The organism is Streptomyces sp. NPDC028928, from assembly GCF_055564915.1.
Genome location: NZ_JBVHVI010000016.1, coordinates 71,041 through 96,340, shown reverse-complemented (window position 1 = coordinate 96,340; position 25,300 = coordinate 71,041). Strand labels below are relative to the sequence as shown.

The following is a 25,300-nucleotide window of genomic DNA, read 5'->3' as shown; positions in this document are numbered from 1 at the left end:
CACACACCCCACAAAAGACACCAAAAACACAACCAGCCACACAAACCCCCCCCCCCCCCCCCCCCCGCTCCCCCCCCCACCCTCCCCCCCCCCCCCCCCCCCCCCACCCCGCTCTTCACCAGGGGTTCCGACGAGGTTTCGCCGAGAGGTGGGAAGTGAACGCACGCCGACTGGGCATCGCGGCCCTGCTGGTCCTCGCGACCGGTTGCGGGACATCGGCCGGCGGGTCGTCGTCCGGTGACACGGCGTCCGGTGGGACGTCGTCCGGCGGGACGACGGGCAGGACCGTGCTCGAAGCGGCCCCGGCGCCGACCGGCGAGGCCGCGGACCTCGTTCTGCCACTGGACCACTACCAGTTGTCCGTGGACGAGATCTACCTCGTGGAAAGCGCGGCGGACCTGCTGACCCGCGACTGCATGAGGAAACGCGGACTCGACTGGCAGGTCATCACCGACCGCGAGCATGCCCCCGACCTGCGCAACCGCCGCCGTTACGGAGTCATCGAGGCTCCGGTCGCCCGGCAGATGGGCTATCACACCAATCCCCGCCTGCTGGGTTCCACCGACATCACCGCCCGGAAAGCCGACCGGGAGAACACGCTGAGCGCGGACGAGAGAGAAGCCGCACTGGACCCCGGCGACGGCTGCTACAAGCGCGCCGGTGACGAACTCGCACGGAACAGCCGGGTGGACGACCGACTGGTCGACAAACTGAGTTCGGAAAGTCTCCGGCAGACACTGAAAACCCCGGACGTCACCGCCGCCCTGCATGCCTGGAAGCGCTGCATGACGGCACAGGGGCACCCCTACGAGGACTTCTACGCCGCCGCCGACGACCCACGCTGGGCGAAGACAGCGAAGCCGTCCGCCGCGGAGCGGAAGACCGCGGAGTCGGACGTGACGTGCAAGGAGCGGACCGGCCTGGTCGAGCTGCTGGTGCGGACCGAGACCGGCGTCCAGCGGCGGCACATCCGCGCACACGCGCGGTACTTCGCCGGGGTGGCCGCCGCCAAGGAACGGCACCTGGACGCCGCCCGCGCCGTCCTCGCCCGGGAACGACCCACGGCCGGTGGCGTCAGGGATGGTCACGGGTGAGGAACCAGACCGTCCACAGCGCCACCGCACACAGCACGGCCAGCCGCAGCACGAGCCACCAGCGGCTGCGGACCAACCGCCGCAGCAGCACCAGGGCGGGCTGGACGAACCGCCCGGTGCGCACGCTGGTGACGAGGAACTCCCGCTCCAGCGGCGTCAGATCGGCCGCCGGACCGTCCGGCCCCAGGAAGGCGTCCCGCGCGGCCAGCAGCCGCGTACCCCGGTACAGCGCACCGGGGTCGCGGTCCAGCCGCTCCCACTCCCGGGCGGACTCCGTCAGCCGCCGCTGCAGCCGCAGGCGCTCCCGGTCGGCGTCCACCCAGCCGCGCAGCCGGGGCCAGGCGGTGATGAGCGCCTCGTGTGTGAGGTCCACGGTGCTGCCGTCGACGGTCACCAGCCGGGCCCGGACCAGGGCTTCGAGGACCGCTGCGGCCTGCGCCGAGTGAACCAGCTCGTCCCGCCCGGCCGGCCGGCGGGTGTCCGGCACGCCCTCGCCCGGCGTGATCAGCCGCAGCAGCAGGGCACGGGCCGGCTCGGCCTGCGCGCCGGTGAAACCGCGGAAGACCTCCTCGGCCGTGTGGGCCACGGCGCCCCGCACCCCGCCGACCGCCTCGTACGCCTCGAGGGTCAGGGTCCGGGCCCGCCGCCGGCGCCAGACCTCCAGCAGGGCGTGCGACATGAAGGGCAGCGCGCCGGGCTCCTGGGCCACGTCGGCCACGATCCGCGCGGTCAGGGCCCGCTCCACGACCAGCCGGCCGGCCGCGGCGGGCCGCACGATCGCCTCCCGCAGCTGCTCCGGCGTCATGGGGCCCACCAGCAGGGTGGCGGCGTTCAGCGCCTCGACGAGGCCGGCGTGCTCGGCGCACCGGCCGTAGAAGTCGGCCCGGACCGCGACCACCACGACCAGCCGGCCCTCCGGGCCGGAACGGGCGCGCAGCAGATCCCCGATGAAGGCGGCCCGGCGCGACGGGTCCTGGCAGAGGGTGAAGACCTCCTCGAACTGGTCGACCAGCAGCACGGTGTCGCCGTCGCCGTCGGCGGGCCTGAGGAGCGCGTCGTGGCCGCCGGGGGGAAGCTTGCCGGGGGTGCAGATCCGGATGGCGGCCGGCCGCCCGGCATCCCGGCCGAGCGCGCGCAGCGCGGGCACCAGTCCGGCCCGCAGCAGTGAGGACTTGCCGCTGCCCGACGGCCCGACGAGTGCGACGAACCGGTGCTTGCGGGTCAGTTCCAGCAGATCGGCGACGAGCTGGTCGCGGCCGAAGAAGAGATGGCCGTCCTCCGTGCCGAACCGGGCCAGCCCCCGGTAGGGCGCCGCTTCGTCCTCGCCGTCCGCCGCGGGCAGAGCGGCGGCGGCCGTGGCGAGCCGGCGCCAGCGGTCCTCCCACTCCTGGCGGTCACCGCCGCACGCGGTGACGTACGCGAGGGTCACCGGCAGGGACGGCAGCTTCTCGCCCCCGGCCGCGCTCGACAGGGTGGGTGCGGAGTAGCCGGCCCGGCGGGCCATCTCGCGGTAGGTGGGGCCGCCGGACCGGCGTCGCAGCTCGCGCAGTTCGTGGGCCAGCTGCTGCACCGGTCCCGCCGCGGGATCCAGCGGCTTCTCGGAACGGCCCACGGCTCCTCCTGTCCTTCCGGCCCCCGACCAGGACCTCACCGTACGCGGACCGGCATTGATGGGCGGCCCGGAAGCGGGCTGACCAACAATCTTCCGGCCACTTGACTCCCGACCGACCGCAGCGGTCCTCCGCACCCGGCGGACCGCGGCCGTCCTCCGCGCCCGGCCGTCCGCGGCCGTCCTCCCGCAACGAACCGTCAGGAGTCCGCCATCGCCACGGAACAGCTCGCCCGCCCGCCCCTCGCCCACCGCGGTCCGTCCGCGCGGCGCCCCCGGCTCCCGGCGTACCCGGCCGCCGCGCTGCCCGCGGCCCTGACCGTGCTGCTCGGCCTGTGGGGACTGGACCGGCACGGGAGCCTGTGGCAGGACGAGGCCGTGACGTACGACATGGCCCACCGGAGCCTGCCCGGCCTGTGGGCGACCCTCGGCGGGGCCGACGCGGTGCACGGTGTCTACTACCTGCTGATGCACGGCGTGTTCCGGCTCTGGGACGGCGGCCTGGTGGCCCTGCGGCTGCCGTCGGTGCTGGCCATGGCCGCCGCGGCGGCGGGCGTCGGCGCCCTCGGCCGCAGACTGGCGGGACCGCGGGCCGGCCTCGCCGCCGGCGTGCTGTTCGCGCTCCTTCCCGCCGTGCAGCGCTACGCCCAGGAGGGCCGTTCGTACGCCCTGGTGACCGCGTTGGTGGTGGCCCAGACCCGGATCCTGGTCGAGGCCCGGGCCGGGCGCCGCCGCGCCTGGTGGGCCGGGTACGCCGCGCTCGCCGCCGTATCCGGGCTGCTGCACGAGTTCGCGCTGCTCGCGGTCCTCGCGCACGGCGTGGCCCTGCTCGCCGCCCGGGCACCCCGCACCGCCGTCCGGGCCTGGCTGGCCGCCCTGTGCGGTGCGACCGCGGCGACACTGCCGGTGGTCCTGCTGAGCCTGCGCCAGCAGGAGCAGGTGGCGTGGATCGAGGTCTCCTGGGGCGGGGACGTCCTGGGCGCCGGAGCGTGCACGGGGATCGGCGTCGCCTGCGCGGCCGTGCACCGCCGTACCACCGCCGGCCGGCCCGGGCCGGGGCTGACCGCGCTCGCGCTCCCGCTGCTCGTGGTGCCGCCGGCGCTGCTCCTGCTCGCCTCGGCCCTCGAACCCCTCTACGTCGACCGGTACGTGCTGTACGCCCAGGCCGGTCTCGCGCTGCTCGGGGGAGCGGCGCTGGACGGCCTGTGGGGTGCGGTCCGCCCGCGTGCGGCCTTGGCGGCCCTGACCGCGGCCGCCGCGCTGGTCGCGCTGGTGCCCGTGGGGACGCGTCTGCGCGGCCCGCAGAGCCGGGCGGACGACGTCACGGCCATCGCCCGCGCCCTGCGCGAGACGGCGGCGCCCGGCGACGGGGTGCTCTTCCTGCCCGGCAGCCGGCGGGTGTGGACCCTGCGCTCGCGGCCGGCGTCGTACGGTGCCGCGGACCTCGCGCTGGCCGGTGCGCCGCACGCCTCGCACACGCTGTACGGCACGGAGTCACCGCCCGCGGGCATCCGTTCGGCCATGCTGGGCGTCCCCCGGATCGTCGTGGTGCGGGACCCCGCTCGGGAGCGCGCCGAGCGCGGCGCGCGGGAGCGGGCCAAGCAGGCGGTGCTGAGGGCGTACTTCGCACGCCGCGCCGTGCGGGCCGTCGGCCCGGCACGGATCGAGGTGTACGAGCGGCACCCCGGCCTTCCAACTGTGGTGGATCGACCGGCACGACAGCATGGGGCGCGACGAGTCGGTCACCGACCAGGTGGCCCACCGCTCCCGCCCTGGCTGCTGTCCAGCCCCTCCGTCTACGCCCGCCCGGGGCACTGTGTGCGCCGACCGGAGATTCGAACCTAATGGAATGTCCCGTATGGGGTGCTTCGAATTGAGGTGATGCACTCCCTTATGGCCCTTTCGCTCCCCCTCGGTCAAGGGCACGGCACGAAATGGTCTGGAGGGGCCCAGGAGAGACGTGTGACCATGCGACCGCCGCCGGTCGACGACCGGACCGGCGGCGGCCTTGAACGGCGCTAGGGGGATGAGTGATCTCTGTCCGTTTGGATGCTGAAGCGCTCGTGGGGACGACGTTCGCGATCTCGCCGCTGGCCCAGTTGGGCTTCCTGCTCGGCTTCGGCCGAAGAGCGGCCGGGGGCCGGCCGCACCGGGAGCATGAGGGAACCGGCGGCGTACTGCTCCGCCGCGACCTGCGGCTGCTCATGGCGTTACGCCGCGAAGCGCGGACCTATGTGCCCGGCTTCCTGTTCGCGAGCGGGAGCCAGGAGGCCTCGCTGGAGGCGGAGCTGCACCAGGTGGCCACCACGCCCGGTGACGTGGTGACACGCCAGATGAACCGGTTCCTCGGGACCGCACCCACACAAGGAGGCCGGCCCCCGTCGATGGAGGCGCGGACGATCCTGGACGCCCTGGACGCCGGCGAGCGGTCGTTCGCCCAGCGCGTCGCCCGGGAACTGGGGCTGCTGTGGGCCGGGTCCATGGCCGCCCACTGGACCGTGGTGCGCTCCGCGATCGAGGGGGACATCCGGCACCGGGCCGGTTCCATGGCCCGGCGCGGACTGATCGCCACCCTCAACTCCCTCCACCCGGCCCTCTCCTACGACGCCGGAGCGCTCCGCATCCGGGACGAGTCGACCTGGCACAGCTTCGAGCCGAGGAGGATCGTGTTGCACCCCTCGCCGCTGCAGACCACCTGGGCACTGCGTGACGACCCGTGGGGCGAGGACGGCACCCACCTCGCCTACCCCGTGAATGGCGCCGGCGAGCAGGGCCCGCCGGCGGTACGGCCCCCGCTCGTGGACCCGCTGGGCGAGGTGATCGGGCAGGCCCGGCTGGTGCTCCTGGCGGACCTGGACAGTCCGCGCACCACCACCGAACTCGCCGTACGGCAGCACATGAGTGCCTCGACGGTGTCGTACCACCTGCGCCGCCTGCACCGGGTCGGCCTGCTGAACCGGATGCGGGACGGCAGCAGGGTGTACTACCAGCGGACCCCCGAGGCCGACCGGCTCGTGGCCCATGACCGATGTCCCGGATCCGGCCGCAGGCCGGCCCCGCGCTCGGCGGTGTCCTCCGGCTACAACCGCTGAATGATCGTCCCGGTGGCCAGGCCGCCGCCCGCGCACATCGTGATGAGCGCGAACTCCTTGTCGGCGCGCTCCAGTTCGTGCAGAGCGGTGGTGATCAGGCGGGCGCCCGTCGCGCCGACCGGGTGGCCGAGGGCGATCGCGCCGCCGTTGACGTTGACCTTCTCCAGGGTCTGGTCGAAGACCTGGGTCCAGCTGAGCACCACCGACGCGAAGGCCTCGTTGATCTCCACCAGGTCGATGTCCTTCAGGGACATGCCCGCCTTGCCCAGCACCGCGCGCGTCGCGTCGATCGGGCCGTCCAGGTGGAAGTGCGGGTCGGCGCCCACCAGGGCCTGGGCGACGATCCTCGCCCTCGGCTTCAGCTTCAGGGCGCGCGCCATCCGCTTCGAGGCCCACATGATCGCGGCCGCGCCGTCGGAAATCTGGGAGGAGTTGCCGGCCGTGTGCACCGCCGTCGGCATCACCGGCTTCAGGCCCGCCAGCGCCTCCGGGGAGGTGTCCCGCAGGCCCTCGTCCTTGTCGACCAGGCGCCACATGCCCTGTCCGGCGTACTGCTCCTCCTCCGTCGTCGGCACCTGTACGGCGAAGGTCTCCCGCTTGAAACGTTCCTCCGCCCAGGCCAGGGCCGCCCGCTCCTGCGAGAGGAGGCCGAGCGCGTCGACGTCCTCGCGGGTCAGGCCACGGTGGCGCGCTATGCGTTCGGCCGCCTCGAACTGGTTGGGGAGGTCGACGTTCCACTCGTCGGGGAACGGTTTTCCGGGGCCGTGCTTGGAGCCGGAGCCCAGCGGGACGCGGGACATCGCCTCGACGCCGCAGCTGATGCCGACGTCGATCACGCCGGCCGCGACCATGTTGGCCACCATGTGCGAGGCCTGCTGGGAGGAGCCGCACTGGCAGTCGACCGTCGTGGCGGCCGTCTCGTACGGCAGTCCCATGGTCAGCCAGGCCGTGCGCGCGGGGTTCATGGACTGCTCGCCGGCGTGGGTCACCGTGCCGCCGACGATCTGCTCGACGGCGTCGGCGGGGATGCCGGTGCGGCCGAGGAGTTCACGGTAGGTCTCGCCCAGGAGGTAGGCGGGGTGCAGGTTGGCGAGCGCGCCGCCGCGCTTACCGATCGGGGTGCGTACGGCTTCGACGATCACGGGTTCGGCGGCCATGGGTGCGGGTCCTCTCCGAGAGGGCTCTCCTCCAGAACTAGTACGCGTTCTAGTTCTGCCCAGCAGTCTGCTGACGTGACGTCCATCACCGCAAGGGTCTTGCAGGTGTCGACGGAGCGATCCGCGCGAGTTCCCTACGGATTGGCGGCGCCGTACCCCTTGCGACTTGTAGAACCCGTTACTACCTTCACCGCACCCGCTGATGGACCGTCAGATGGCTGGAGTCGCCGATGCCCTGTCCAGCGCTGCCCGACGGGTTCGACCCCACCGACCCCGACCTGCTGCACCACCGTGTGCCCCTCCCGGAGTTCGCCGAGCTGCGCCGTACCGAGCCGGTCCGCTGGATCCCGCAGCCGCACGGCGTCGCGGGCTTCACCGACACCGGGTACTGGGCCGTGACCCGGCACGCCGACGTCCGGTACGTCTCCACGCACCCGGAACTCTTCTCCTCCTCCCTCAACACCGCGATCATCCGCTTCAACGAACACATCCAGCGCGAGGCGATCGACGCGCAGCGGCTGATCCTGCTCAACATGGATCCACCGGAACATACGCGGGTGCGCCAGATAGTGCAGCGCGGGTTCACGCCACGCTCCATCCGCGCGCTGGAGGACCGGCTGCGGGCCCGCGCCGAGGCGATCGTCGCCGCCGCCCGCGCCCGCTCCGGGCCCTTCGACTTCGTCACCGAGGTCGCCTGCGAACTGCCCCTCCAGGCCATCGCCGAACTGATCGGCGTCCCGCAGGACGACCGGTCCAAGATCTTCGACTGGTCCAACAAGATGATCGCCTACGACGACCCCGAGTACGCGATCACCGAGGAGGTCGGCGCTCGGTCGGCCGCCGAGATCATCGCCTACGCCATGAACATGGCCGCCGAGCGGAAGCGGTGCCCGGCCCGGGACATCGTGTCGACCCTGGTGGCGGCGGAGGACGAGGGCAACCTGAACTCCGACGAGTTCGGCTTCTTCGTGCTGATGCTGGCGGTCGCCGGCAACGAGACGACCCGCAACGCCATCACGCACGGCATGCACGCCTTCCTCACCCACCCCGGCCAGTGGGACCTCTTCCGCCGCGAGCGCCCGTCGACCACGGCCGAGGAGATCGTCCGCTGGGCGACCCCGGTCAACGCCTTCCAGCGGACGGCGACCCAGGACACCGAGCTGGGCGGCGTACTCGTCAGGAAGGGCGACCGGGTCGGACTCTTCTACGCCTCCGCCAACCACGACCCCGAGGTCTTCACCGACCCCGACACCTTCGACATCACCCGCGATCCCAACCCCCATCTGGGCTTCGGCGGAGGCGGTCCCCACTACTGCCTCGGCAAGTCCCTCGCGGTCCTGGAGATCGACCTCATCTTCAACGCCGTCGCCGACGCGATGCCCGGCCTGCACCTGGCCGAGCCCCCTCGCCGCCTGCGCTCGGCCTGGATCAACGGGGTGAAGGAACTCCGGGTCGGCGTCGGCTGACGACGGGAGTCCCGCAGGAGGCAGGACATGCGCGCGCACCCTCGCCGAGCGTGGGCGAGGGTGCGGAGGCGGTGCGATGCGGGCGCTGGGTCAGCGGTGGCGCCGCTCGGTTGTGGGGGCCCGGCCGGGGGTGGCCCAGCGGTGGGTGACCCGGTCGTGGTGGCTCAGTTACGGGTGGCTCAGTACCAGCCGTTGGCCTGCCAGAAGCTCCAGGCCTTCACGGGGCTGCCGTAGCGGGAGTTCATGTAGTCCAGGCCCCACTTGATCTGGGTGGCCGGGTTGGTCTTCCAGTCGGCACCGGCCGAGGCCATCTTCGCACCCGGCAGGGCCTGGACCAGGCCGTAGGCGCCGGAGGAGCTGTTGGTGGCGGTGGGGTTCCAGCCGCTCTCGTGCTCGACGATCTTGCTGAAGGCGTTGAACTGCGCGGCGTCCGGGATCATCTGGTGCGCGATCGCCTGGGCGGAGGAGGCGGACGTGGTGGCGGCCTGGGCGGGCGCCGCGGTCAGAGCCATACCGGCGGTGGCGGCGGCCACGGCGGCGGCGGTGAGGGCCTTCTTCGGGGAAGCGATGCGGCGGATGAAGGAGACGGACACGGAGAACCTCTTGCGTCGGGGACAGGGGATCGCCCGCAGGGAAGGACCACACGCTGTGGCCGTCTGCGTCGGCGCCGCGGCCCGGATGGGCTCGTGGTGCCTGGCGACGTCCTCAAGACAAGCAGGCCCGGAAGCCGCCCGCAATGACCCCTTTTACTAGTTGTGGCCGGATGGGAGGGAAACGTCTTCTCTGTGACCCACGCCGCAATCCGCAGGTCAGAAGGGGTGCATGGATGGATGTATCGGACAAATGGGACTACGGCCCGGCGTCGTAGGTGACGTGCGTCATGTGGGGTGCTTCACCGTCTCGCTCACAGCGGGGATACGAGTCCTCACCCACCGGGACCGTCGAATGTGACCGCCGTCTCGAAAGCGGCCCGCCGCGTCGCCCGGCGCAGCGCCCGCAGTACCGCCGGACCGAGGACGAGGGTCAGTACGACCGTGCAGAGCGCCCGGCCCAGGTCCCAGCCGAGCGAGGTGGCGACGCAGTACGCGGCGAACCGGGCCAGGTTCACGGCCACCGGCGCACCGGCGGCGAAGGAGATGTGGGAGGCCGCGCCGTCCATGAAGGTCCAGCCGGCCAGGTTCATCACCGTGCCGTAGGCGAAGGCCGCGAGGAAGCCGTATCCGGCGAGCACCAGCAGTTCGCCACGACCGCGCAGCCGTACTGCCCCCGGCAGCAGGCCCGCGCCCATGGTGAACCACCCCATCGACAGCATCTGGAACGGCAGCCACGGCCCGACCCCGCCCGTGAGCAGCGCGGACGCGAACATCGTCACCGAGCCCAGCGCGAACCCGAAACCGGGTCCGAGCACCCGCCCGCTCAGCACCATCAGGAAGAACATCGGCTCGATCCCCGCCGTACCCGCGCCGATCGGCCGCAGCGCCGCCCCCGTAGCGGCCAGCACGCCCAGCATGGCCACGGCCTTCGGCCCCAGATCCGACTCCGAGATCGTCGCCGCCACGACCGCGACCAGCAGGACGAGCAGGCCGGCGAAGAACCACGGCGCGTCCTGCGCGTGCGCGCTCACCTGCGAGGCGGGCGGGGTGAGAAAGGGCCAGCAGAGGGCGGCCACGCCCACCGCGCTGGTCAGCGCCAGCGCGGCGAGCGAGCGGGGGCCGAGGCGGACGGCGTGCACACGGGGACGGGGACGGACGCTGCTCATGCCAGGGCCTCCCGCACCTCGGCCACCGTCAGCCAGCGCTGCGGGGCGAGGATCTTCGTCACCTGCGGCGCGAAGGACGGCGAGGACACCACGATCTCGGCCGTCGGGCCGTCGGCGATCACCTCGCCCTCGGCGAGCAGCACCACCCGGTGGGCCAGCTCGGCCGCCAGCTCCACGTCATGCGTGGCCAGCACGATCGCGTGCCCCTCGGCCGCGAGTCCGCGCAGTACGGCGACCAGGCGGGCCTTGGCCGCGTAGTCCAGGCCGCGTGTCGGCTCGTCCAGCAGGAGCAGGGGAGGGCGGGCGGTCAGCACCACGGCCAGCGCCAGCGCCAGGCACTGGCCCTCGGACAGGTCCCGGGGATGCGTGTCGTCCGCGATGCCCGGCAGCAGGCCGGACACCAGCGCCCGGCAGGTGCCGGGCGCGGCGCCCGCGTCCCGGTCGGCCGCCGAGCACTCGTCGGCGACCGTGTCCGAGCACAGCAGGTCGCGGGGGTCCTGCGGGACGAGCCCGACCTGGCGTACGAGGGCCTGGGGCGGGGTGCGGTGGGGGGTGAGTCCGCCGACGGTGACGGTTCCGGTGGTGGGTGTCAGCAGGCCGACGAGGGAGCCGAGCAGGGTGGACTTGCCGGCGCCGTTGCGGCCCATGAGGGCGATGGTCTCGCCGGGGGTCACGGTCAGGTCGACGTGGCGGAGGGCTTGGACACGGTCGCGGTGGAGGGAGAGGGAACGGATGTGGGCGATGCGGGTCTGCCGGGGTTCCGGTGCGGCAGGGGGGCGGCGACGGAAGAGGGAGCGGCGGGGGGAGGGGATGCCGGGTGCCCGGTGCGCGGGCTCGGCGGGGGTGGGGTCGCTCGCCGGCACCGGCAGGGCGCTGCCCGCGGCCGGTTCAGCGCCCCGCAGGCGCGCGGGTGCCTGCGCGACCAGCCCCGACGCCGCCGCGGTCGCCGTCGCACCGGAACCGTCCCCTGCGCAGGCGGCCAGGCGTTCTCTGAGGCCGGCGGCCCTGCGGCGGGCGTCTCGCACCGTCAGGGGGAGCGGGGACCAGCCCGCCAGCCGCCCCAGGTCCACCACCGGCGGGAAGACGGGGGAGACGGCCATCACCTCGGCCGGGGCGCCCACGACGGGGGTGGCGCCCGGGGCGGGGAGCAGGACGACGCGGTCGGCGTACTGGATCACCCGCTCCAGGCGGTGTTCGGCCATGAGGACCGTCGTGCCCAGGTCGTGCACCAGACGTTGCAGTACGGCCAGCACCTCCTCGGCGGCGGCCGGGTCCAGGGCCGAGGTCGGCTCGTCCAGGACGAGGACGTGCGGGTGCGGGGTGAGGACCGAGCCGATCGCCACCCGCTGCCGCTGCCCGCCGGAGAGGGTGGCGATCGGCCGGTCCCGCAGCCCGGCCAGGCCCAGCAGGTCGAGGGTTTCCTCCACCCGGCGCCGCATCACCTCCGGGGCGAGGCCCAACGACTCCATGCCGTAGGCGAGTTCGTCCTCCACGGTGTCGGTCACGAAGTGCGCGAGCGGATCCTGGCCCACCGTGCCGACCACGTCGGCGAGGTGACGCGGCTGGTGGGTGCGGGTGTCCCGGCCGGCCACCGTGACGCGTCCGCGCAGGGTGCCGCCGGTGAAGTGCGGGACCAGTCCGCTGACCGCGCCCAGCACGGTCGACTTGCCGACCCCGGACGGACCGGCGAGCAGCACCAGTTCGCCCTCGGGCACCTCGAAGTCCACACCGGCGACGGTGGGTTCGGCGGCACCCTCGTACGTCACGCTGACATCCTCGAAGCGGATCACGGGTGCTCCCTGGGGACGAGGGCGGGCAGCAGGGCGAGCAGGACGGCGGCGGCCGGCCAGAGCGGGAGGGCGGGCGCGACGAGGGGGACGACCCCGGGGTGCAGCGCCTGCGGATCGCGGACGGAGGCGAGCGTGAGCAGCGCGGCCACCGCGGCTCCGGAGCCGGTGACCAGCCAGGCGCGCGGCCCCCACGGGTCCGGGCGGTACCGCGTCCGCGGCGAACGCCGGCCGCCCAGCCGCAGTCCGACGAGCGCGGCGACGACTCCGGCGAGCAGCACGGGAAGCCCGTACGATCCCCCTTCCGCCGTCAGCAGACCGTACGTTCCCGCGCACACGCCGAGCAGACCGCCGAGGGTGAGCGCGGTCGTCGTACGGCGGACCCGGGCGGGGACCTCGGCGGTACGGCCGTAGCCGCGGGACTCCATCGCGGCGGCGAGCGCGACCGAGCGCTCCAGCGCGCCCTCCAGCACCGGCAGTCCGACCTGGAGCAGACCCCGTACGCCCCGGTCCGGCCGGCCGCGCAGCCGGCGGGCGGCGCGCAGCCGCTGCACGTCGGCGATCAGGTGGGGCGCGAAGGTGAGGGCGACGACGACGGCGACACCGGTCTCGTAGAGCGCGCCCGGCAGGGACTTGAGCAGGCGGGTGGGGCTGGCGAGGGCGTTCGCCGCGCCGACGCAGACGAGGAGGGTGGCGAGTTTCAGACCGTCGTAGGCGGCGAAGACGACCGCCTCGGCGGTGACCCGGCCACCCAGCCGGATGCCCCGCGCCCAGTGCGGCAGCGGGACCTCGGGGAGGGTGAGGAGGGTGTGGGTGCCCGGGATGGGGGAGCCGAGCGCCACCGCGAAGACGACGCGGACGACGAGGACGGCGAGGGCGAGTTTCACGAAGGCGGTGTAGGAGCGGGCCCAGGGGGCGGGGGAGCGGTGCGTGGCCACGACATAGCCGGAGGCGGCTGTCAGGAGGCCGAGGAGGAGGGGGTTGGTGGTGCGGGTGGCGGCGGTACCGAGCGATATCGCCCAGAGCCACCAGGCACCGGGGTGCAGGGTGGTCCGGCGGGAGCGCCCCGGACCGACGCGAAGATCACCCGGACTCATCGCGCCGCCGCCGCCGTGCCTGCCACACCGCCGCCCCCGCGAGGAGGGCGACCACGGCCGCGCCGATCGGCAGCCCCAGCGAGGGACCGCTGTCGGTCGCGCCCTTCTCCTTCTTCCGCTCCTTCTCCTTCGCCGCGCCCTCGGCGGAGACCTGCTCCCCGCACCCCTGCCGCGGATACCCGGCGATCGCGCACAGCAGGGCGTTGCTGTCGTAGCGGAGCGGCTCGGCGACGGCGGCCAGCGCGTCGGCGCTGGTCGCGTCCTTCGGCACCCGCGCGCAGGCCGTACGGCGGCCCGGCGGTGTCTCACCGGACGGGGCGTCCGCGCGCGTGCCGAAGTCGAGGACGAGGGCGACGCGCTTGCTGCCGGACGCGGCGGGCGTGTCCGCGCAGACCGTGTCGAAGTCCGCCGTGCCGCGCGGCCGGCCGGCGTCCGCGGAGTCCGCGCTCACCGCGAACCGGAAGCCCTGGACCGCGCCGTCGTCGGGGCGGACGGTCGCCGGGCCCTGGGTGGCGTATGTCCAGTGGCCGCCGGTGCGCTCCCAGAAGGACCAGTAGCGGTATCCGGTGGCATCCGCCGGCCCGGCGGAGGCGAGGAGCAGCAGCGCGGCGACGAACGCGGGCGCGGCACGGCGGACGGCGGTCACGGCCGGTGCTTCTTCCGGCCGCTGAGCAGGAAGCCGATGCCGATGCCCGCGACGAGACCGATGCCGACGATCCACCAGACACCGGTCTTCGAGTCCTCCTCCTGCGCGGCCGGCTCGTGCGCGGCGGAGTCCATCCGCGGGGCCGGGCCGAGTGCGTTGAGGGAGCTGACCAGGCTGGTGCCGTTGAAGTCGCCCGGCTGCTCGCCGATGGCGTGGGCGGCGAGGATCAGCTGGGCGTACGCGGCCGGGCCGCTCTGGGCCGCCCAGGGGCCGGCGTTCTTCTCCAGCCAGGCGTACGCCTTCCTCGCGGGCTCGGTCCGGCCGTCCGCGGCGAGCGCGACGACGGCGTCCGCGGTGTTGCCGTAGTCGGGCTGGTCCTTGGCGCCGGGCAGGGTGGAGAGGAGGTGGCCGCTCTTCGCGACGGCCGTGCCCAGGTAGGCGCCGGCGTTGTCGGCGACCTGGGCGCGGGTGGGGTGCCCGGCCTCGGCGCAGGCCTCCTGGGCCGGGGCCTTGCCGGCCTCCGCCACGAAGCCCTTGCCGAGCGCGCCCAGCAGACCGGCCGCCGTCGCGTCCGCGTTGGCGAGCAGCTTGCCCTTCTTGTCCGGCTGGTAGGCGAGCGCGCCGCCGCCGTCCTGGTCGCAGGGGATGGACCAGGCGGGCAGCGCGTCGTAGGGGGACTTGCCGGACGTGTGGACGTCCGCGGGGTCGGTGCCGGCCGCGGTGAGCGCGCCGATGACGACGGAGGTGGAGTTGGTGTCGCTGGGGCCGCCCGGGTAGTAGCTCCAGCCGCCGTCCTTGTTCTGCACGGACTTCAGCCAGTCCACGGCCTTCTCCACGGCACCGCCGTGGCCGCCGGTCGCGGCGAGGGCCTGGATTGCGGCGGCCGTGCTGTTGGTGTCGGCCTTCACCTTGTCGTCGCAGGGCCCGGCCGGGGTGGCGCGGAAGGCGGCGAAGGCGCCGTTCGCGCACTGCTGCCCGGTGAGCCAGTCGACGGCCGCGGTGGCGGGCCGGTAGCCGAGCGTCCGCTGCGCGATCAGCGTGAGCGACTGCCGCCACACGCCGTCGTACGTCGGGTCCCCCTTGCCGTACAGCCCGGACGGAACCGTCACCTTCGGGGACGGGGACGGGTCGGCGGCCGTGGCGGGCGCGGCGGCGGCCAGCACGCCTACGGCGGCGAGAGCCGCGGCACTGCGGCGGACGTTCATGGTCGGCGACTGCCTCTCCTGCGGGGAGCCGGGCAGCGCACGGGTGACACCCGGGCGGCTCGGCTCCGTAGACCTCGACGGTGCCGTGCGCGGCGGGCCGCCGACGCACGCGAGCCGGTCAACGTCCCGCCCGGGGCAGTCCGGCTCACCGCCCTCGGGCGGCACACGGTTGCGGGCCAGCGCCGGAATTGCACCGGCTTCCCCCCGTACGGGTGTGACGACCCCGCCACTTTACCGGCCGCCCCGCACAGGCTGGGGGGCGGCTGTGGGCAGGGGTGCTAGGCCGCGTACATGTCGGCCGTGGGAAGGACCGTCGCGGTCAGGTGGTGGGCCATGCGGCGGAGGGCTGTTTCGCAGTCCGTGGGGGTTTCGGCCGTCGCCACCCAGTGGGCGAGGCGGTCGGTGACGTCCGCGTGGGGGGCCGCCGTGACCGGGTCGCCGGGGTGGCGGGTGAGGTGGACGCGGTCGGCGGACGGGTCGTGTTCGGCGGCGGGGTCCAGGTGAAGGTGGGTCAGGCGGCCGGTCACGGTCGGGTAGGCGAACTGGACGGCGGCGGCGCGCTGTCGGGTGGGGGTGAGGTCGGGGTGGTGGCCGGTGGCCAGGGCTGCCGCGGCCGTGGCGAGGTCGACGCCGGTGGCCCGTTCGACCAGGAGCGGGATCAGGTCGCCGGGCAGGTGCGGGGCGACGGCCAGGACCCGGGGGCCGCGGGCGGTCAGTCGTAACGTGATGTGCGCGACCGTGTGGGTGAGGGCCAGGGCGCGTACGGTCCGTTCCACGCACTGGCGCAGGAAACGGTTGTGCAGCAGCCCGTCGTGGGCGTGGACGTGGTGCCGCAGCGGGCTGCGGGCGGGCGGCGGGCCCGGGGTCGTACGGGTGAGCGCGACGATGCGGACCTCGTCGTCCAGGACGACCGTCTCGGCGGACACCAGGGCGCCTTCCGTGTCCCGTACGTCCTGCACATCCCGCACGTCCCGTGCGTCCTGGGGGCCGGCCGTCGGCAGGCGGTGGCGGTGCAGCAGGGCCCGTAACGCGACGGGGTCGGCGCAGGCCGCCGCCGTCTCGTACGGCAGGCCCGGTAACCCCAGCCGGGCGGTGATCCGGGCGGCGGTGGTCAGGTGCTCCGCGGACCAGGTCAGGACGCCGGCGACCGGACGCCCGGCCGCGTACTCCAGGACCGCCTCGGTCGTGGGGTCGGCCGGGACGTGCCCTGCCAGATACGGGTGCGTCCAGGCCGGCGGGTCCGGGTCGACCAGGACCACCGGGCGGGCCGCGGCGATCCGTGCCAGCGGGAACTCGTCGCAGGAGTCCCGGCGGCCGGCCCCGAGGAGCACGACGGGCTGCGCCATGGGTGCCTGGACCTTCCTCGGGAGAGGGCGGACAAGAAACACCCCGGGTGCCGCTCCCCCATAGGCGGCACCCGGGGCGGGTCGGATCTTGCTCTCCGTGCAGTGATCCTCACCCACGGCGGCATCAACTGTCAACGATAGCTGCGTAATTAGGCAGGGACCCTTGTCGCATCTGGTAGCCGAACGGGCGAACGGGTAGCCTCGCGGTCAGCCCAGCCATCGAAACGGACGACACGCCCAGGGGGGACCTCGGTGAGTGACGCCTACGCCTCGCTGGCCGAAGTCCTCGACCGGCTGGGCGCGTTGACCGGCCGACCCGGACGGCTGCCGGAGGCCCTCGACGTGGCGGGCCTCTCCTACCGCACCGGCATCCCCGTCGGCGTCGTCGTGGAACTCCTCTCCGGCGGGCGCGCACCCGAGACCTGCCTCGCCCAACGCGTGCGCCAGCGGCTGGACTTCATCCGGGAGAGCCGGCGCCGGCCGGACGGCAAGCGGTACTCGCTGGACGAGCTGGCCAGGATCGCCGGAACCAGCCGGCAGTGGCTGAGCGAGTGGCGCAAGAGCGGCATGCCGAGCCTGGAACACGCCGACCGGCTGCGCCGGTTCTTCGGCCTGCCCGCGGGCTTCTTCACGGCGGACGAGCCGGAGGCGCTGCACGAGGCGCTGCAACCGGTGCTGCAGAGCCTGGAGGCCGAGGCGGACCCGTTGCTGCGGCTGCGCGAGAGCGGGCTGATACGACTGGCCGCCCGGGCCCCGCAGATGAACGCCCGGCAGCTCGCCACCCTGGCCGACCTGGCCGAGATGATCATCGCCTCGGAGCGGGCGGAGGGCACCGGGCGTGCCTGAACAGTCCGCCGGCCTCACGCGTCCCTGGTCAGCGGCGGGCAGGAGGCAGCCGAGGCTCCCGAAGTTCCCGAAGCCCCCGAAGTCCGCTCGGTCCCCGAAGCGCTTCCTGGACCGGCTCGTGCGCGACACCGTCCGCGGCCTCACCCCGCCGACCACCCCGGAGACGTTCCTGCACGCGCTGTGCACCACGCTCAGCCCGCAGCTGGACCGCCCGGTCCGGCTGAAGTTCGTCGCCTTCCCGACGGGCCTGGACGTCTCCGGGATCACCCTCGCGCGGGAGGAGGAGTACATCGTCGTGGTCGAGGAACGCGCCCCGGACCCGCACAAGTTCGTCATCGCCGGGCACGAGATCGGCCACATCCACTACGGCACGCTGGACGTGCACTACCCGGAGGGCCTGCCCGCCGCCGCCCGCCGGCTGCTCTCCCGCGCCGAGGACGACGTCCCCTGGGACCGGGTGGTCGCCATGGCCACCCGCTCGCCCACCGCGGCCTCGCCCGCCGCGGCGGCGGCCGAGGCCGAGTGGGAGGCCGAGGAGTGCGGGCTGCGCCTCGCGGCGAAGTTCTCCAAGGTCGTCGGGCCCGGCGCGGCCGGCCGGATGACCCAGGACACCCTCACCGACCGGCTGTCGTCCTCGCTGGGCAACATCGGCGGACCCTGATGCGCTGGGACATCGCCGGCTCCTTCGCCGCCTACGCCGTCCCCGCCGCCCTTCTCGCCGGCGCCTTCGTGATCAAGCTGCCGCTGCTGCGGCGCGCCTGGCAGGACCCGATCCTGCGGGCCACCGCGGTGCTGCTCGGCATCGGCGCGATCGTCTTCGCCTCGCTGCCGCCGGCCAACCTGCACCGCATCAACGTACTCACCGGCATCCCCAACTTCGCCGGCCTGTGGGTGTACTCGCTGCTGGCCGCCTACTGCGGCGCCTGTCTGTGGCTCATCATCACCTGGCGGGAGCCCCCGTCCGCCGTGCGCCGCCGGCGCACCCGGCTGGTCCGGGTGGCGTACGCCGTCATCATCGTGGGCCTGTGGACGACGTTCCTGCTCGGCGACCACCACGTGGAACGGACCCGCGACCTCGACACCTACTACGCCGACACGCCCTGGATGCGCGAGTTCGTGCTGCTCTACCTCGCCGCCCACCTGGTGTCCGCGCTGGTCGCGGCGGGCATGCTGTGGGCCTGGTACCGGGAGGTCGAGGACACCTGGCTGCGCCGGGCGGTCATCTTCCTCCAGGTGGCCTACGCCCTCGGGCTCGTCTTCGACGTGGCCAAGCTCGCCGCGATCGGCGCCCGGTGGAGCGGCCGGGACTGGGACTGGCTGTCGACGTACGTCGCCCCGCCGTTCGCCATCGTCGAGGCCGTCCTGGTGGCCGTCGGCTTCCTCGCCGGACAGGCCGGGCCGTGGGTGGCGGAGCACCGGCGGCTGGTGCGCACCCACCGGCGCCTGAAGCCGCTGTGGCAGGCCATGCTGACCGTCACCGCGCCGGCGGCGCCCGCGACCGGCCGGGTCAGCGGTGCCGCGCTCCGCCTGGAACTGCGCCGGGCCGCCATCAACGACGGGCTCCTCAAGCTGGCCCCGCACCTGTGCGCGGAGCGGCGCCGGCGGACGCGGCAGGCGGCGAGCGCGGCGGGGTATCCGGAGGCGGCCGCGCGGAGCATCGCGGCGGCGGTGGACATCCTCGTCGCGGCCGACGCGCTGCACGCACCCGAGGACCGCGAGCGCCCCCTGCCCGCCGGGCACCCCGGGTTCGTGTGTGTCCCGGACAGCGAACTGGAGTCCGTGGCCCACGTGTTGCGTTTCCACGCGGCAGACATCGAGAGGTTCCGTCGCCAGGCGGTCGCGGCGGAGGACCTCGACTCACACGCCTGACATCGGTCGTCTCACACGCCTGACACCGGTCATCGATACCGATCGGCCGGCGGTGCACGGGGAGTGGGCCCGGCGAACGGGAGGTGCAGTGTGCGGCAGGCGATCGGCCAGCGGTCCCCGGCGCGGCGGAACACGTCGTCGTAGTGGCCGATCAAGACGGGCGGGCCGGCGGGCACGAGGCCGCCCGTGTAGCCGTCGACGCGGTGGGTGGAGAAGTACGAGCGGGCCGTCGCCGTGTCCGGTGCGGTCACCGTGACCAGAACGTCGGACATCAGCCGGCGGGAGAGCCGGTCAGCGGGCCGGGAGCCGAAGTACGTCCGCAGGGCCTGGCGTCCCACGACCCGGCGCCCGTTCCCGGGCGGGGGCCACTGCCAGCTGCCGTCCTCGGTGACCAGCTCCGCCACGGAGGCCGGTTCTCTACCAGCTCGCCGGCCCTGTGCGGCGACCCGTTCTCACACCGCCGCGTACGCCACCGGCTCGCTCCCCGGCACCGGCTCCGCGCGGCCCTGCTTCACCAGGCGGCGCAGGTGGGACTCGGCCTCCGAGACCGCGATGGTGCGGGAGCCGTAGGGGATGTCGGACCAGGGGCGGTTCCACTCCATGCGCTCGGCGAGCTGCCAGGGGGTGAGGGGCTCGGCGAGGAGGGCGAGCAGGTTGGACAGCCGGCTCTCGTGGTGGCCGAGCAGCGCGCGCACCCGTGCCGGGGCGTCGGTGAAGGGGTGCTGGTGGGCCGGGAGGATCTCGGCGGGGGTGAGCCGGCCGATCCGCTCCAGGGAGTCGAGGTAGTCGCCGAGGGGATCGGTGACGGTCGCGTCGTCGGGGTCCTCGTACAGGCCGATGTGCGGGGTGATCCCGGGCAGCAGGTGGTCACCGCTGAACAGGCGCCCGTGGCCGGGGAGCCGCGCCGGGTGCTCCTCCTCCAGGTGCAGGCAGACATGGCCCGGCGTGTGCCCCGGGGTCCACACGGCGCGCAGCCGGCGGCCGGGCAGGTCGAGGAGTTCGCCGGGGACGATCTCCCGGTCGGGCAGGGCGGGGGAGAGGCCGGGCAGGGTCCGGGCGCGCGGTACCCGCAGCGGCGCCACATGTTCCTCCGGCGCCCCGGCCGCCGCCAGTTTGGCCGCCATGTACGAGAACCAACGCTCCGGCCGGGTCTCCCGCGCCCGGCGCACGATCGCCGCGTCGGCCGCGTGCAGCGCCACCCAGGCACCGGACGCCTCCCGCACCCGCGCCGACAGGCCGTGATGATCCGGGTGGTGATGGGTGATGACGACCCCGTAGACCTCCCCGACCGCCGTACCGCAGTCCGCGAGGCCCGCCACCAGCGCGTCCCAGGACCCCGGGTCGTCCCAGCCGGTGTCGATGAGCACCGGGCCCCGGTCGGTGTCCACCACGTACACCAGCGTGTGACCGAGGGGGTTGTCCGGGATGGGCACCCGCACCGACCGCACGCCCCCGCCGTGATCGAACGTCGTCGCCATCAGCTCTCCGCCCCTCCACCCTCCGCCCCCACGGCCATTGCCCACTATAACTAGAACTGGTATCAGTTCTGAAACAGCGTCAGAAACGGCGGCAGCGACGGATGCGGTGCGGTGCGGCGGGAGGCAGTCGGCCATGACCGAGCTCGTGGAACACGGACAGCTGTTCATCGGCGGGGAGTTGACCGACCCCCTGGGCCAGGACGTCATCGAGGTGATCTCGCCGCACACCGAGGAGGTCATCGGCCGGGTCCCGCACGCCTCCCGGGCGGACGTCGACCGGGCCGTGGCCGTAGCGCGCCGCGCCTTCGACGAGGGGCCGTGGCCGCGCGCCACGCCGGAGGAGCGGATCGAGGTCGTCACGCGCATCAAGGACGGCATCGCCGCCCGGCACGAGGAGATCGCCCGGGTGATCTCGACCGAGAACGGCTCGCCGTACTCCTGGAGCGTCCTCGCCCAGGCGCTCGGCGCGATGATGGTGTGGGACGCGGCGATCCGGGTCGCGCGCGACTTCACGTACGAGGAGCGCAGGGACGGTGTGCTGGGCCCGATCCTGGTCCGGCGCGAACCGGTGGGCGTGGTCGCCGCGGTCGTCCCCTGGAACGTCCCGCAGTTCGTCGCCGCCGCCAAGCTGGCGCCCGCGCTGCTGACCGGCTGCACGGCCGTCCTCAAGCCGTCCCCCGAGTCCCCGCTGGACGCCTACCTCCTCGCCGAGATCGCCCGCGAGGCCGGCCTCCCCGAGGGCGTGCTGTCCGTCCTCCCCGCCGACCGCGAGGTCAGCGAGTACCTGGTCGGCCACCCCGGCGTCGACAAGGTCTCCTTCACCGGCTCGGTCGCGGCCGGCCGACGCGTGATGGAGGTCGCCGCCCGCAACCTCACCCGGGTCACCCTGGAACTCGGCGGCAAGTCGGCGGCGCTGGTGCTGCCGGACGCGGACGTCCGGGCGGCGGTCGCGGGCATCGTGCCGGCGGCCTGGATGAACAACGGGCAGGCCTGCGTCGCCCAGACCCGCATCCTCCTGCCGCGCTCCCGCTACGACGAGTTCGCGGACGCCTTCGCGGCGGCCGCGAGCGCCCTGAAGGTCGGCGACCCGCTGGACCCCGCCACCCAGGTCGGCCCGCTGGTCGCCCGCCGCCAGCAGCAGCGCAACCTGGACTACATCCGCATCGGCCAGGAGGAGGGCGCCAAGATCCTCACCGGCGGCGGCCGTCCGGCCGGGCTGGACCGCGGCTGGTACGTCGAACCCACCCTCTTCGGCGACGTCGACAACACGATGCGCATCGCCCGCGAGGAGATCTTCGGCCCGGTCATCTGCCTCATCCCGTACGGCGACGAGTCCGAGGCCGTGACGATCGCCAACGACTCCGACTACGGCCTCTCCGGCAGCGTGTGGACGGCGGACACCGAGCACGGCATCGACATCGCCCGGCAGGTCCGCACCGGCACCTACTCCGTCAACACCTTCAGCCTGGACATGCTCGGCCCGTTCGGCGGCTACAAGAACTCCGGCCTGGGCCGGGAGTTCGGCCCGGAGGGGTACGGGGAGTACCTGGAGCACAAGATGATCCACCTCCCGGCGGGGGCGTAGCCCATGGGCGACCGCTGGCACGTCGAGGTCGACCGGTCGGTGTGCATCGGCTCCGCCCAGTGCCTCCACCACGCCCCCACCGGCTTCCGCCTCGACACCGCCCGCCAGTCCCACCCCGTCGAACCGGACACCGACGCGAGCGAACAGATCCTGGAGGCGGCCGAGAGCTGCCCGGTGGAGGCCATCGTGATCACCCTGCTGGGCAGCGGGGAGGCGGTGTTCCCGCCGGAGGAGTAGGGGCGGACGGCGAGGATCTTCTTACGCACGGCTTCCCGCGAAATGCCGCCCAGATCTCCTGCACCGCTGCGCGGAGTTCGGCGTCGGTGAGGTCTCCCGGCTCGGCGAGGTCCGGGGCGATCGAGTAGTCCTCAAGGAGCATGAACATCCGGTCGAAGAGGTCTTCGAGGGCCCCTCGGATCCGTTCGCCGTTCGCCTGGGAGGCGCGCCGTGCCTCCCACCATCCGCGTGCGAAGTCCGGTGGGCTGCAGGCGCCTTGCGTGAACGCGTCGAGCAGCGCCAGCTGCCGCGCCGCCGCGCTGTCCGGATCGACTTCGGCCGGACGGGACCACGCCCGGCGGGCCGGTGGACAGGCCGCTGCCTCGGCTGCCAGGGAGGGATGCCGGCTGTTGCGCGGTGCCTCGTCCGCCCCGCTCCTGTGTCCCGGCATGCGGTCCATCATCACGACATCAACGGGAGCCGACAACCCGACGTCGTCCCGCACTTGTACAGCCGTGTGCCAGAGGGCCGGTGGGCGCGTGACGGGGGTCACATGGCTGGGGTGTCACGGGCTGCGGGCCCTTCCTCGTCTCGGGTGCGAAGAACTGCTTCGACGGGAGGCCGAGATGAAGGTTGTGGTGGTAGGCGCCGGTTACGCGGGGGCGTTCGCGGCGAACCGGGTGGCCAAGCGGGTGAAGGGTGCCGAGGTCACGGTGGTCAACGAGCGGCCCGAGTTCGTGGAGCGGATCCGGCTGCACCAGCAGGTCGCCGGGACCGCCGTGGCGGCCACGCCGCTCACGTCGATGCTGCGGGCCGGGATCACGTCGCGGATCGGGACCGTGGAGAAGATCGGCGACGGCGTCGTCACCCTCGCCGACGGGGAGAGCATCGGTTTCGACCACCTCTTCCTCGCCGTGGGCAGCACGGTGCGGCCGCTGCCGGGCACCGTTCCGGTGGGCACCTGGGAGGGCGCGGAGCAGGCGCGGGCGGCGCTCGCCGCGCTGCCGGCCGGGAGCACCGTCACCGTGGTCGGTGGCGGGGCCACCGGCATCGAGACGGCGACGGAAGTCGCCGAGGCCAGGCCCGACCTGCGGGTACGGCTCGTCGGGGCGACGGTCGCCGACTGCCTGTCCGGCCGGGCGCGGCAGCGGGTCCTCGCCGCGCTGCACCGGTTCGGGGTGGACGTCGTGGACGACGGCGTCGAGGAAGTGACCGAGCGGGACGGCGGGTTCGGCGGTCTGCTGCGGCTGCGGTCGGGGCGGGAGATCGGCTCCGACCTGACCCTGTGGGCCATCGTGGCCGGCGTGCCCCCGCTCGCGGAGCGCAGCGGCCTCCGGGTCGACGCGGGCGGCCGGGTCGTCGTGGACGAGTTCCTGCGCAGCGTCAGCGACCCGCGGATCTTCGCCATCGGCGACTGCGCGGCCGTACCCGGCGCCCGTTTCGGCTGCCAGACCGCCGCCCCGCAGGCCAGTGCCGCGGTCGAGGCCCTGGCCCGGCTGGCCGAGGGCCGCGCGCCGGAGCCGTACGAGCTGCACTATGTGGCCCGGTGCGTCAGTCTCGGCGGCAAGGACGGGGTGGCCCAGTTCACCCAGCGCGACGACACCCTCCGCGACAGCCACATCAAGGGACGCAGCGCCGTGCTGTTCAAGAAGATCGTCTACATCGGCACGAAGTACGGCACCCGCAAGGCGGTCGGCGCCTGACCGCGGGGTACGCTCCTGCGGTTCCGAGAAGAGACCGGGTGGGGAGCGGCGTGCACGAGTCCGAGGCCGAGCGGCTGATCGAGGAGGCCTACGAGGCCTGGGACGCCCAGGACTGGCCGGTCGCGGCCGGCCTCCTGGAGCGGGTGCTCGCCCACCACCCGGACGCGCCGAAGAGCCCGGTGTGGTGGTACGACGCCGCGCTCGCCCACAAGTTCCTGCGCAACTGGGCGAAGGCGTACGAGCTGGGCCGCGAGGCCGCTGCCCGCGCCCCGCAGGGGGAGGGCGACCCGGCGTACTGGAACCTGGGCATCGCGGCCACGATCCAGCGGGACTGGGCCACCGCACGGCGGGCCTGGGAGGGCTTCGGCATCCCGGTGCCGGACGGGGGCGGCGAGATCAACGGGCGCTTCGGCGCCGCCTGCGTCCGCCTGGACACGGGCGGGGAGCGGGAGGTCGTCTGGATCGACCGGCTCTGCCCCACCCGCGGCCGGGTGATGAATGTGCCGGGGAGCGCCGGGCGCCGCTTCGGCGAGATCGTCGTGCACGACGGCGAACCGAAGGGCAGGCGCGTCGTCGACGGCCGCGAGTACCCGGTCTTCGACGAGCTGCTGCTCTTCGAGTCCTCCGACCTGCCGACGCTCACGGTGACGGTGCACGCGGCCGGGACCGCCGACGTCGAGGCGCTGGTCGACCTCTTCTCCGGGCGCGGCTACGGCGTCGAGCCCGCGAGCAGCTTCGAGCTGCTGTGCGCCTGCTGCAGCGAGGGCACCGTGGAGCGGGAGCGCGGCACGCACGCGGGCACCCAGCAGGTCCTGCTGGCGGCTCCCGATGAGGAGGCCCGCCGCCTGCTGGAGGAGTGGGCCGGCGGGACGGCGAGCGGGCGGGGCTGGAGCGGGCTGGACCCGGTCGGCTAGAGGAGTCGTCCCGGTTGTTGGCAAATGGTGTGAATTGGCGGGTTCCGTCAGGCACCATCCGTTCTATGCTGGTATCAGCCTACGAGGCGAGTGAGGGAGTCCCACCGGAGTAGCCGACTTGGGCGAGACGCACAGGCATCCGCCCGGGCCGACAGCGACGGTAGGGCTGAGAGGCCGGAAGGCAGCAGTCAGGCCGGACGGCGACCCCCATCACCTGATCCGGACCATGCCGGCGAAGGGAACCCGTCTCGTAGGTCTTTCGCTGCCCTCTTCGTGCCTTCCGCTGCCCTCTTCGCGTTGAGCGCCCCTTCGGCGTGCTTCGGCGGGGGCTCCGAAGAAGGCGGCCCGACCTGCGGGTTCCGACGGGGGTTCGGAGGGGGTCGGGGTCCGGCCGGCGCGGGGTTGCCGGGGGTGATGGTCGTCGTACACGT

The 25,300-nt window shown here is 73.7% G+C and carries 21 protein-coding genes and 1 pseudogene; 11 read left to right on the top strand and 11 right to left on the bottom strand.

Annotated elements, in window-relative coordinates; genetic code table 11:
• The first annotated feature begins 155 nt into the window (after positions 1-155).
• A complete protein-coding gene (locus tag ACZ4U1_RS33100; RefSeq protein ID WP_467907862.1) occupies positions 156-1,094 on the top strand; it encodes a hypothetical protein in 939 nt (312 codons plus the stop codon).
• On the opposite strand, the gene ACZ4U1_RS33095 is transcribed toward ACZ4U1_RS33100, so the two are convergent.
• Positions 1,075-2,706 (bottom strand): nSTAND1 domain-containing NTPase, encoded by a 1,632-nt coding sequence (locus ACZ4U1_RS33095; RefSeq protein ID WP_467907861.1) that lies wholly within the window; start codon positions 2,704-2,706, stop codon positions 1,075-1,077. The genes ACZ4U1_RS33100 and ACZ4U1_RS33095 overlap by 20 nt on opposite strands.
• 318 nt (positions 2,707-3,024) lie before the next feature.
• Here ACZ4U1_RS33095 and ACZ4U1_RS33090 point away from each other — a divergent pair, with 318 nt between their 5' ends.
• Complete coding sequence (locus ACZ4U1_RS33090) at positions 3,025-4,548, top strand: glycosyltransferase family 39 protein (protein ID WP_467907860.1); 1,524 nt, start codon at positions 3,025-3,027, stop codon at positions 4,546-4,548.
• Positions 4,549-4,766: 218 nt separating this feature from the next.
• Entirely contained in the window at positions 4,767-5,795 is a 1,029-nt protein-coding gene (locus ACZ4U1_RS33085) for an ArsR/SmtB family transcription factor (RefSeq protein WP_467907859.1), read from the top strand.
• Here ACZ4U1_RS33085 and ACZ4U1_RS33080 read toward each other — a convergent pair.
• Positions 5,783-6,952 carry a steroid 3-ketoacyl-CoA thiolase gene (locus ACZ4U1_RS33080; protein ID WP_467907858.1) on the bottom strand — a complete coding sequence of 390 codons (1,170 nt, stop codon included), beginning with the start codon at positions 6,950-6,952 and terminating at the stop codon, positions 5,783-5,785. The genes ACZ4U1_RS33085 and ACZ4U1_RS33080 overlap by 13 nt on opposite strands.
• Before the next feature lie 230 nt (positions 6,953-7,182).
• Between ACZ4U1_RS33080 and ACZ4U1_RS33075 the strand changes: the two genes are divergently transcribed.
• The gene (locus ACZ4U1_RS33075) at positions 7,183-8,418 is read left to right on the top strand and encodes a cytochrome P450 (protein ID WP_467907857.1); all 1,236 of its coding nucleotides are present in this window, start codon (positions 7,183-7,185) and stop codon (positions 8,416-8,418) included.
• 179 nt (positions 8,419-8,597) lie between these two features.
• Here the strand turns inward: ACZ4U1_RS33075 and ACZ4U1_RS33070 are convergent, their stop codons facing one another.
• The 7 genes from ACZ4U1_RS33070 to ACZ4U1_RS33040 all read right to left on the bottom strand — a co-directional run bounded on the left by ACZ4U1_RS33070 (position 8,598) and on the right by ACZ4U1_RS33040 (position 16,258).
• Entirely contained in the window at positions 8,598-9,011 is a 414-nt protein-coding gene (locus tag ACZ4U1_RS33070) for a lytic transglycosylase domain-containing protein (RefSeq protein WP_467907856.1), read from the bottom strand.
• Between the two features lie 332 nt (positions 9,012-9,343).
• Positions 9,344-10,177, bottom strand: a complete 834-nt coding sequence (locus ACZ4U1_RS33065) for an ECF transporter S component (protein WP_467907855.1) — start codon at positions 10,175-10,177, stop codon at positions 9,344-9,346.
• Positions 10,174-11,967, bottom strand: a complete 1,794-nt coding sequence (locus tag ACZ4U1_RS33060; RefSeq protein WP_467907854.1) for an ABC transporter ATP-binding protein — start codon at positions 11,965-11,967, stop codon at positions 10,174-10,176. The genes ACZ4U1_RS33065 and ACZ4U1_RS33060 overlap by 4 nt, the downstream gene beginning before the upstream one ends.
• Entirely contained in the window at positions 11,964-13,061 is a 1,098-nt protein-coding gene (locus tag ACZ4U1_RS33055; RefSeq protein ID WP_467907853.1) for an energy-coupling factor transporter transmembrane component T, read from the bottom strand. The genes ACZ4U1_RS33060 and ACZ4U1_RS33055 overlap by 4 nt, the downstream gene beginning before the upstream one ends.
• Complete coding sequence (locus ACZ4U1_RS33050) at positions 13,048-13,707, bottom strand: SCO2322 family protein (protein ID WP_467907852.1); 660 nt, start codon at positions 13,705-13,707, stop codon at positions 13,048-13,050. The genes ACZ4U1_RS33055 and ACZ4U1_RS33050 overlap by 14 nt, the downstream gene beginning before the upstream one ends.
• A complete protein-coding gene (locus ACZ4U1_RS33045) occupies positions 13,704-14,912 on the bottom strand; it encodes a prenyltransferase/squalene oxidase repeat-containing protein (protein WP_467907851.1) in 1,209 nt (402 codons plus the stop codon). Before ACZ4U1_RS33045 ends, ACZ4U1_RS33050 begins: the two co-directional genes overlap by 4 nt.
• Before the next feature lie 278 nt (positions 14,913-15,190).
• Positions 15,191-16,258, bottom strand: a complete 1,068-nt coding sequence (locus ACZ4U1_RS33040; RefSeq protein WP_467907850.1) for a hypothetical protein — start codon at positions 16,256-16,258, stop codon at positions 15,191-15,193.
• A 252-nt stretch (positions 16,259-16,510) separates the two neighbouring features.
• Here ACZ4U1_RS33040 and ACZ4U1_RS33035 point away from each other — a divergent pair, with 252 nt between their 5' ends.
• From ACZ4U1_RS33035 to ACZ4U1_RS33025, 3 genes are all read left to right on the top strand, one after another.
• A complete protein-coding gene (locus ACZ4U1_RS33035) occupies positions 16,511-17,104 on the top strand; it encodes a helix-turn-helix domain-containing protein (RefSeq protein WP_467907849.1) in 594 nt (197 codons plus the stop codon).
• 118 nt (positions 17,105-17,222) lie between these two features.
• Positions 17,223-17,765: a hypothetical protein gene (locus ACZ4U1_RS33030; protein ID WP_467907848.1), complete on the top strand. Its 543-nt coding sequence runs from the start codon at positions 17,223-17,225 to the stop codon at positions 17,763-17,765.
• Positions 17,765-18,973, top strand: coding sequence for an MAB_1171c family putative transporter (locus ACZ4U1_RS33025; protein WP_467907847.1), 1,209 nt, complete (start codon positions 17,765-17,767; stop codon positions 18,971-18,973). Before ACZ4U1_RS33030 ends, ACZ4U1_RS33025 begins: the two co-directional genes overlap by 1 nt.
• Positions 18,974-19,002: 29 nt before the next feature.
• Here the strand turns inward: ACZ4U1_RS33025 and ACZ4U1_RS33020 are convergent.
• Both ACZ4U1_RS33020 and ACZ4U1_RS33015 read right to left on the bottom strand, forming a co-directional pair.
• Positions 19,003-19,389 (bottom strand): annotated as a pseudogene (locus tag ACZ4U1_RS33020) (nuclear transport factor 2 family protein); the annotation flags it as partial.
• A 36-nt stretch (positions 19,390-19,425) separates the two neighbouring features.
• Entirely contained in the window at positions 19,426-20,451 is a 1,026-nt protein-coding gene (locus ACZ4U1_RS33015) for an MBL fold metallo-hydrolase (protein WP_467907846.1), read from the bottom strand.
• Positions 20,452-20,584: 133 nt separating this feature from the next.
• On the opposite strand from ACZ4U1_RS33015, the gene ACZ4U1_RS33010 reads away from it, so the two are divergent.
• From ACZ4U1_RS33010 to ACZ4U1_RS32995, 4 genes are all read left to right on the top strand, one after another.
• Entirely contained in the window at positions 20,585-22,036 is a 1,452-nt protein-coding gene (locus ACZ4U1_RS33010; RefSeq protein WP_467907845.1) for an aldehyde dehydrogenase, read from the top strand.
• Positions 22,037-22,039: 3 nt separating this feature from the next.
• The gene (locus tag ACZ4U1_RS33005; RefSeq protein WP_467907844.1) at positions 22,040-22,273 is read left to right on the top strand and encodes a ferredoxin; all 234 of its coding nucleotides are present in this window, start codon (positions 22,040-22,042) and stop codon (positions 22,271-22,273) included.
• A gap of 605 nt (positions 22,274-22,878) precedes the next feature.
• Positions 22,879-23,955: an NAD(P)/FAD-dependent oxidoreductase gene (locus tag ACZ4U1_RS33000; RefSeq protein WP_467907843.1), complete on the top strand. Its 1,077-nt coding sequence runs from the start codon at positions 22,879-22,881 to the stop codon at positions 23,953-23,955.
• A gap of 50 nt (positions 23,956-24,005) precedes the next feature.
• Positions 24,006-24,869: a tetratricopeptide repeat protein gene (locus ACZ4U1_RS32995; RefSeq protein ID WP_467907842.1), complete on the top strand. Its 864-nt coding sequence runs from the start codon at positions 24,006-24,008 to the stop codon at positions 24,867-24,869.
• The last annotated feature ends 431 nt before the right edge of the window (positions 24,870-25,300 follow it).

Bases quoted from the DNA above. Each gene is read 5' to 3' on its own strand.
- ACZ4U1_RS33045 (WP_467907851.1), bottom strand. From the start codon at position 14,912: ATGAACGTCCGCCGCAGTGCCGCGGCTCTCGCCGCCGTAGGCGTGCTG.
- ACZ4U1_RS33005 (WP_467907844.1), top strand. From the start codon at position 22,040: ATGGGCGACCGCTGGCACGTCGAGGTCGACCGGTCGGTGTGCATCGGC.
- ACZ4U1_RS33075 (WP_467907857.1), top strand. From the start codon at position 7,183: ATGCCCTGTCCAGCGCTGCCCGACGGGTTCGACCCCACCGACCCCGAC.
- ACZ4U1_RS33000 (WP_467907843.1), top strand. From the start codon at position 22,879: ATGAAGGTTGTGGTGGTAGGCGCCGGTTACGCGGGGGCGTTCGCGGCG.
- ACZ4U1_RS33065 (WP_467907855.1), bottom strand. From the start codon at position 10,177: ATGAGCAGCGTCCGTCCCCGTCCCCGTGTGCACGCCGTCCGCCTCGGC.
- ACZ4U1_RS33055 (WP_467907853.1), bottom strand. From the start codon at position 13,061: ATGAGTCCGGGTGATCTTCGCGTCGGTCCGGGGCGCTCCCGCCGGACC.
- ACZ4U1_RS33010 (WP_467907845.1), top strand. From the start codon at position 20,585: ATGACCGAGCTCGTGGAACACGGACAGCTGTTCATCGGCGGGGAGTTG.
- ACZ4U1_RS33025 (WP_467907847.1), top strand. From the start codon at position 17,765: ATGCGCTGGGACATCGCCGGCTCCTTCGCCGCCTACGCCGTCCCCGCC.
- ACZ4U1_RS33015 (WP_467907846.1), bottom strand. From the start codon at position 20,451: ATGGCGACGACGTTCGATCACGGCGGGGGCGTGCGGTCGGTGCGGGTG.
- ACZ4U1_RS33040 (WP_467907850.1), bottom strand. From the start codon at position 16,258: ATGGCGCAGCCCGTCGTGCTCCTCGGGGCCGGCCGCCGGGACTCCTGC.
- ACZ4U1_RS33080 (WP_467907858.1), bottom strand. From the start codon at position 6,952: ATGGCCGCCGAACCCGTGATCGTCGAAGCCGTACGCACCCCGATCGGT.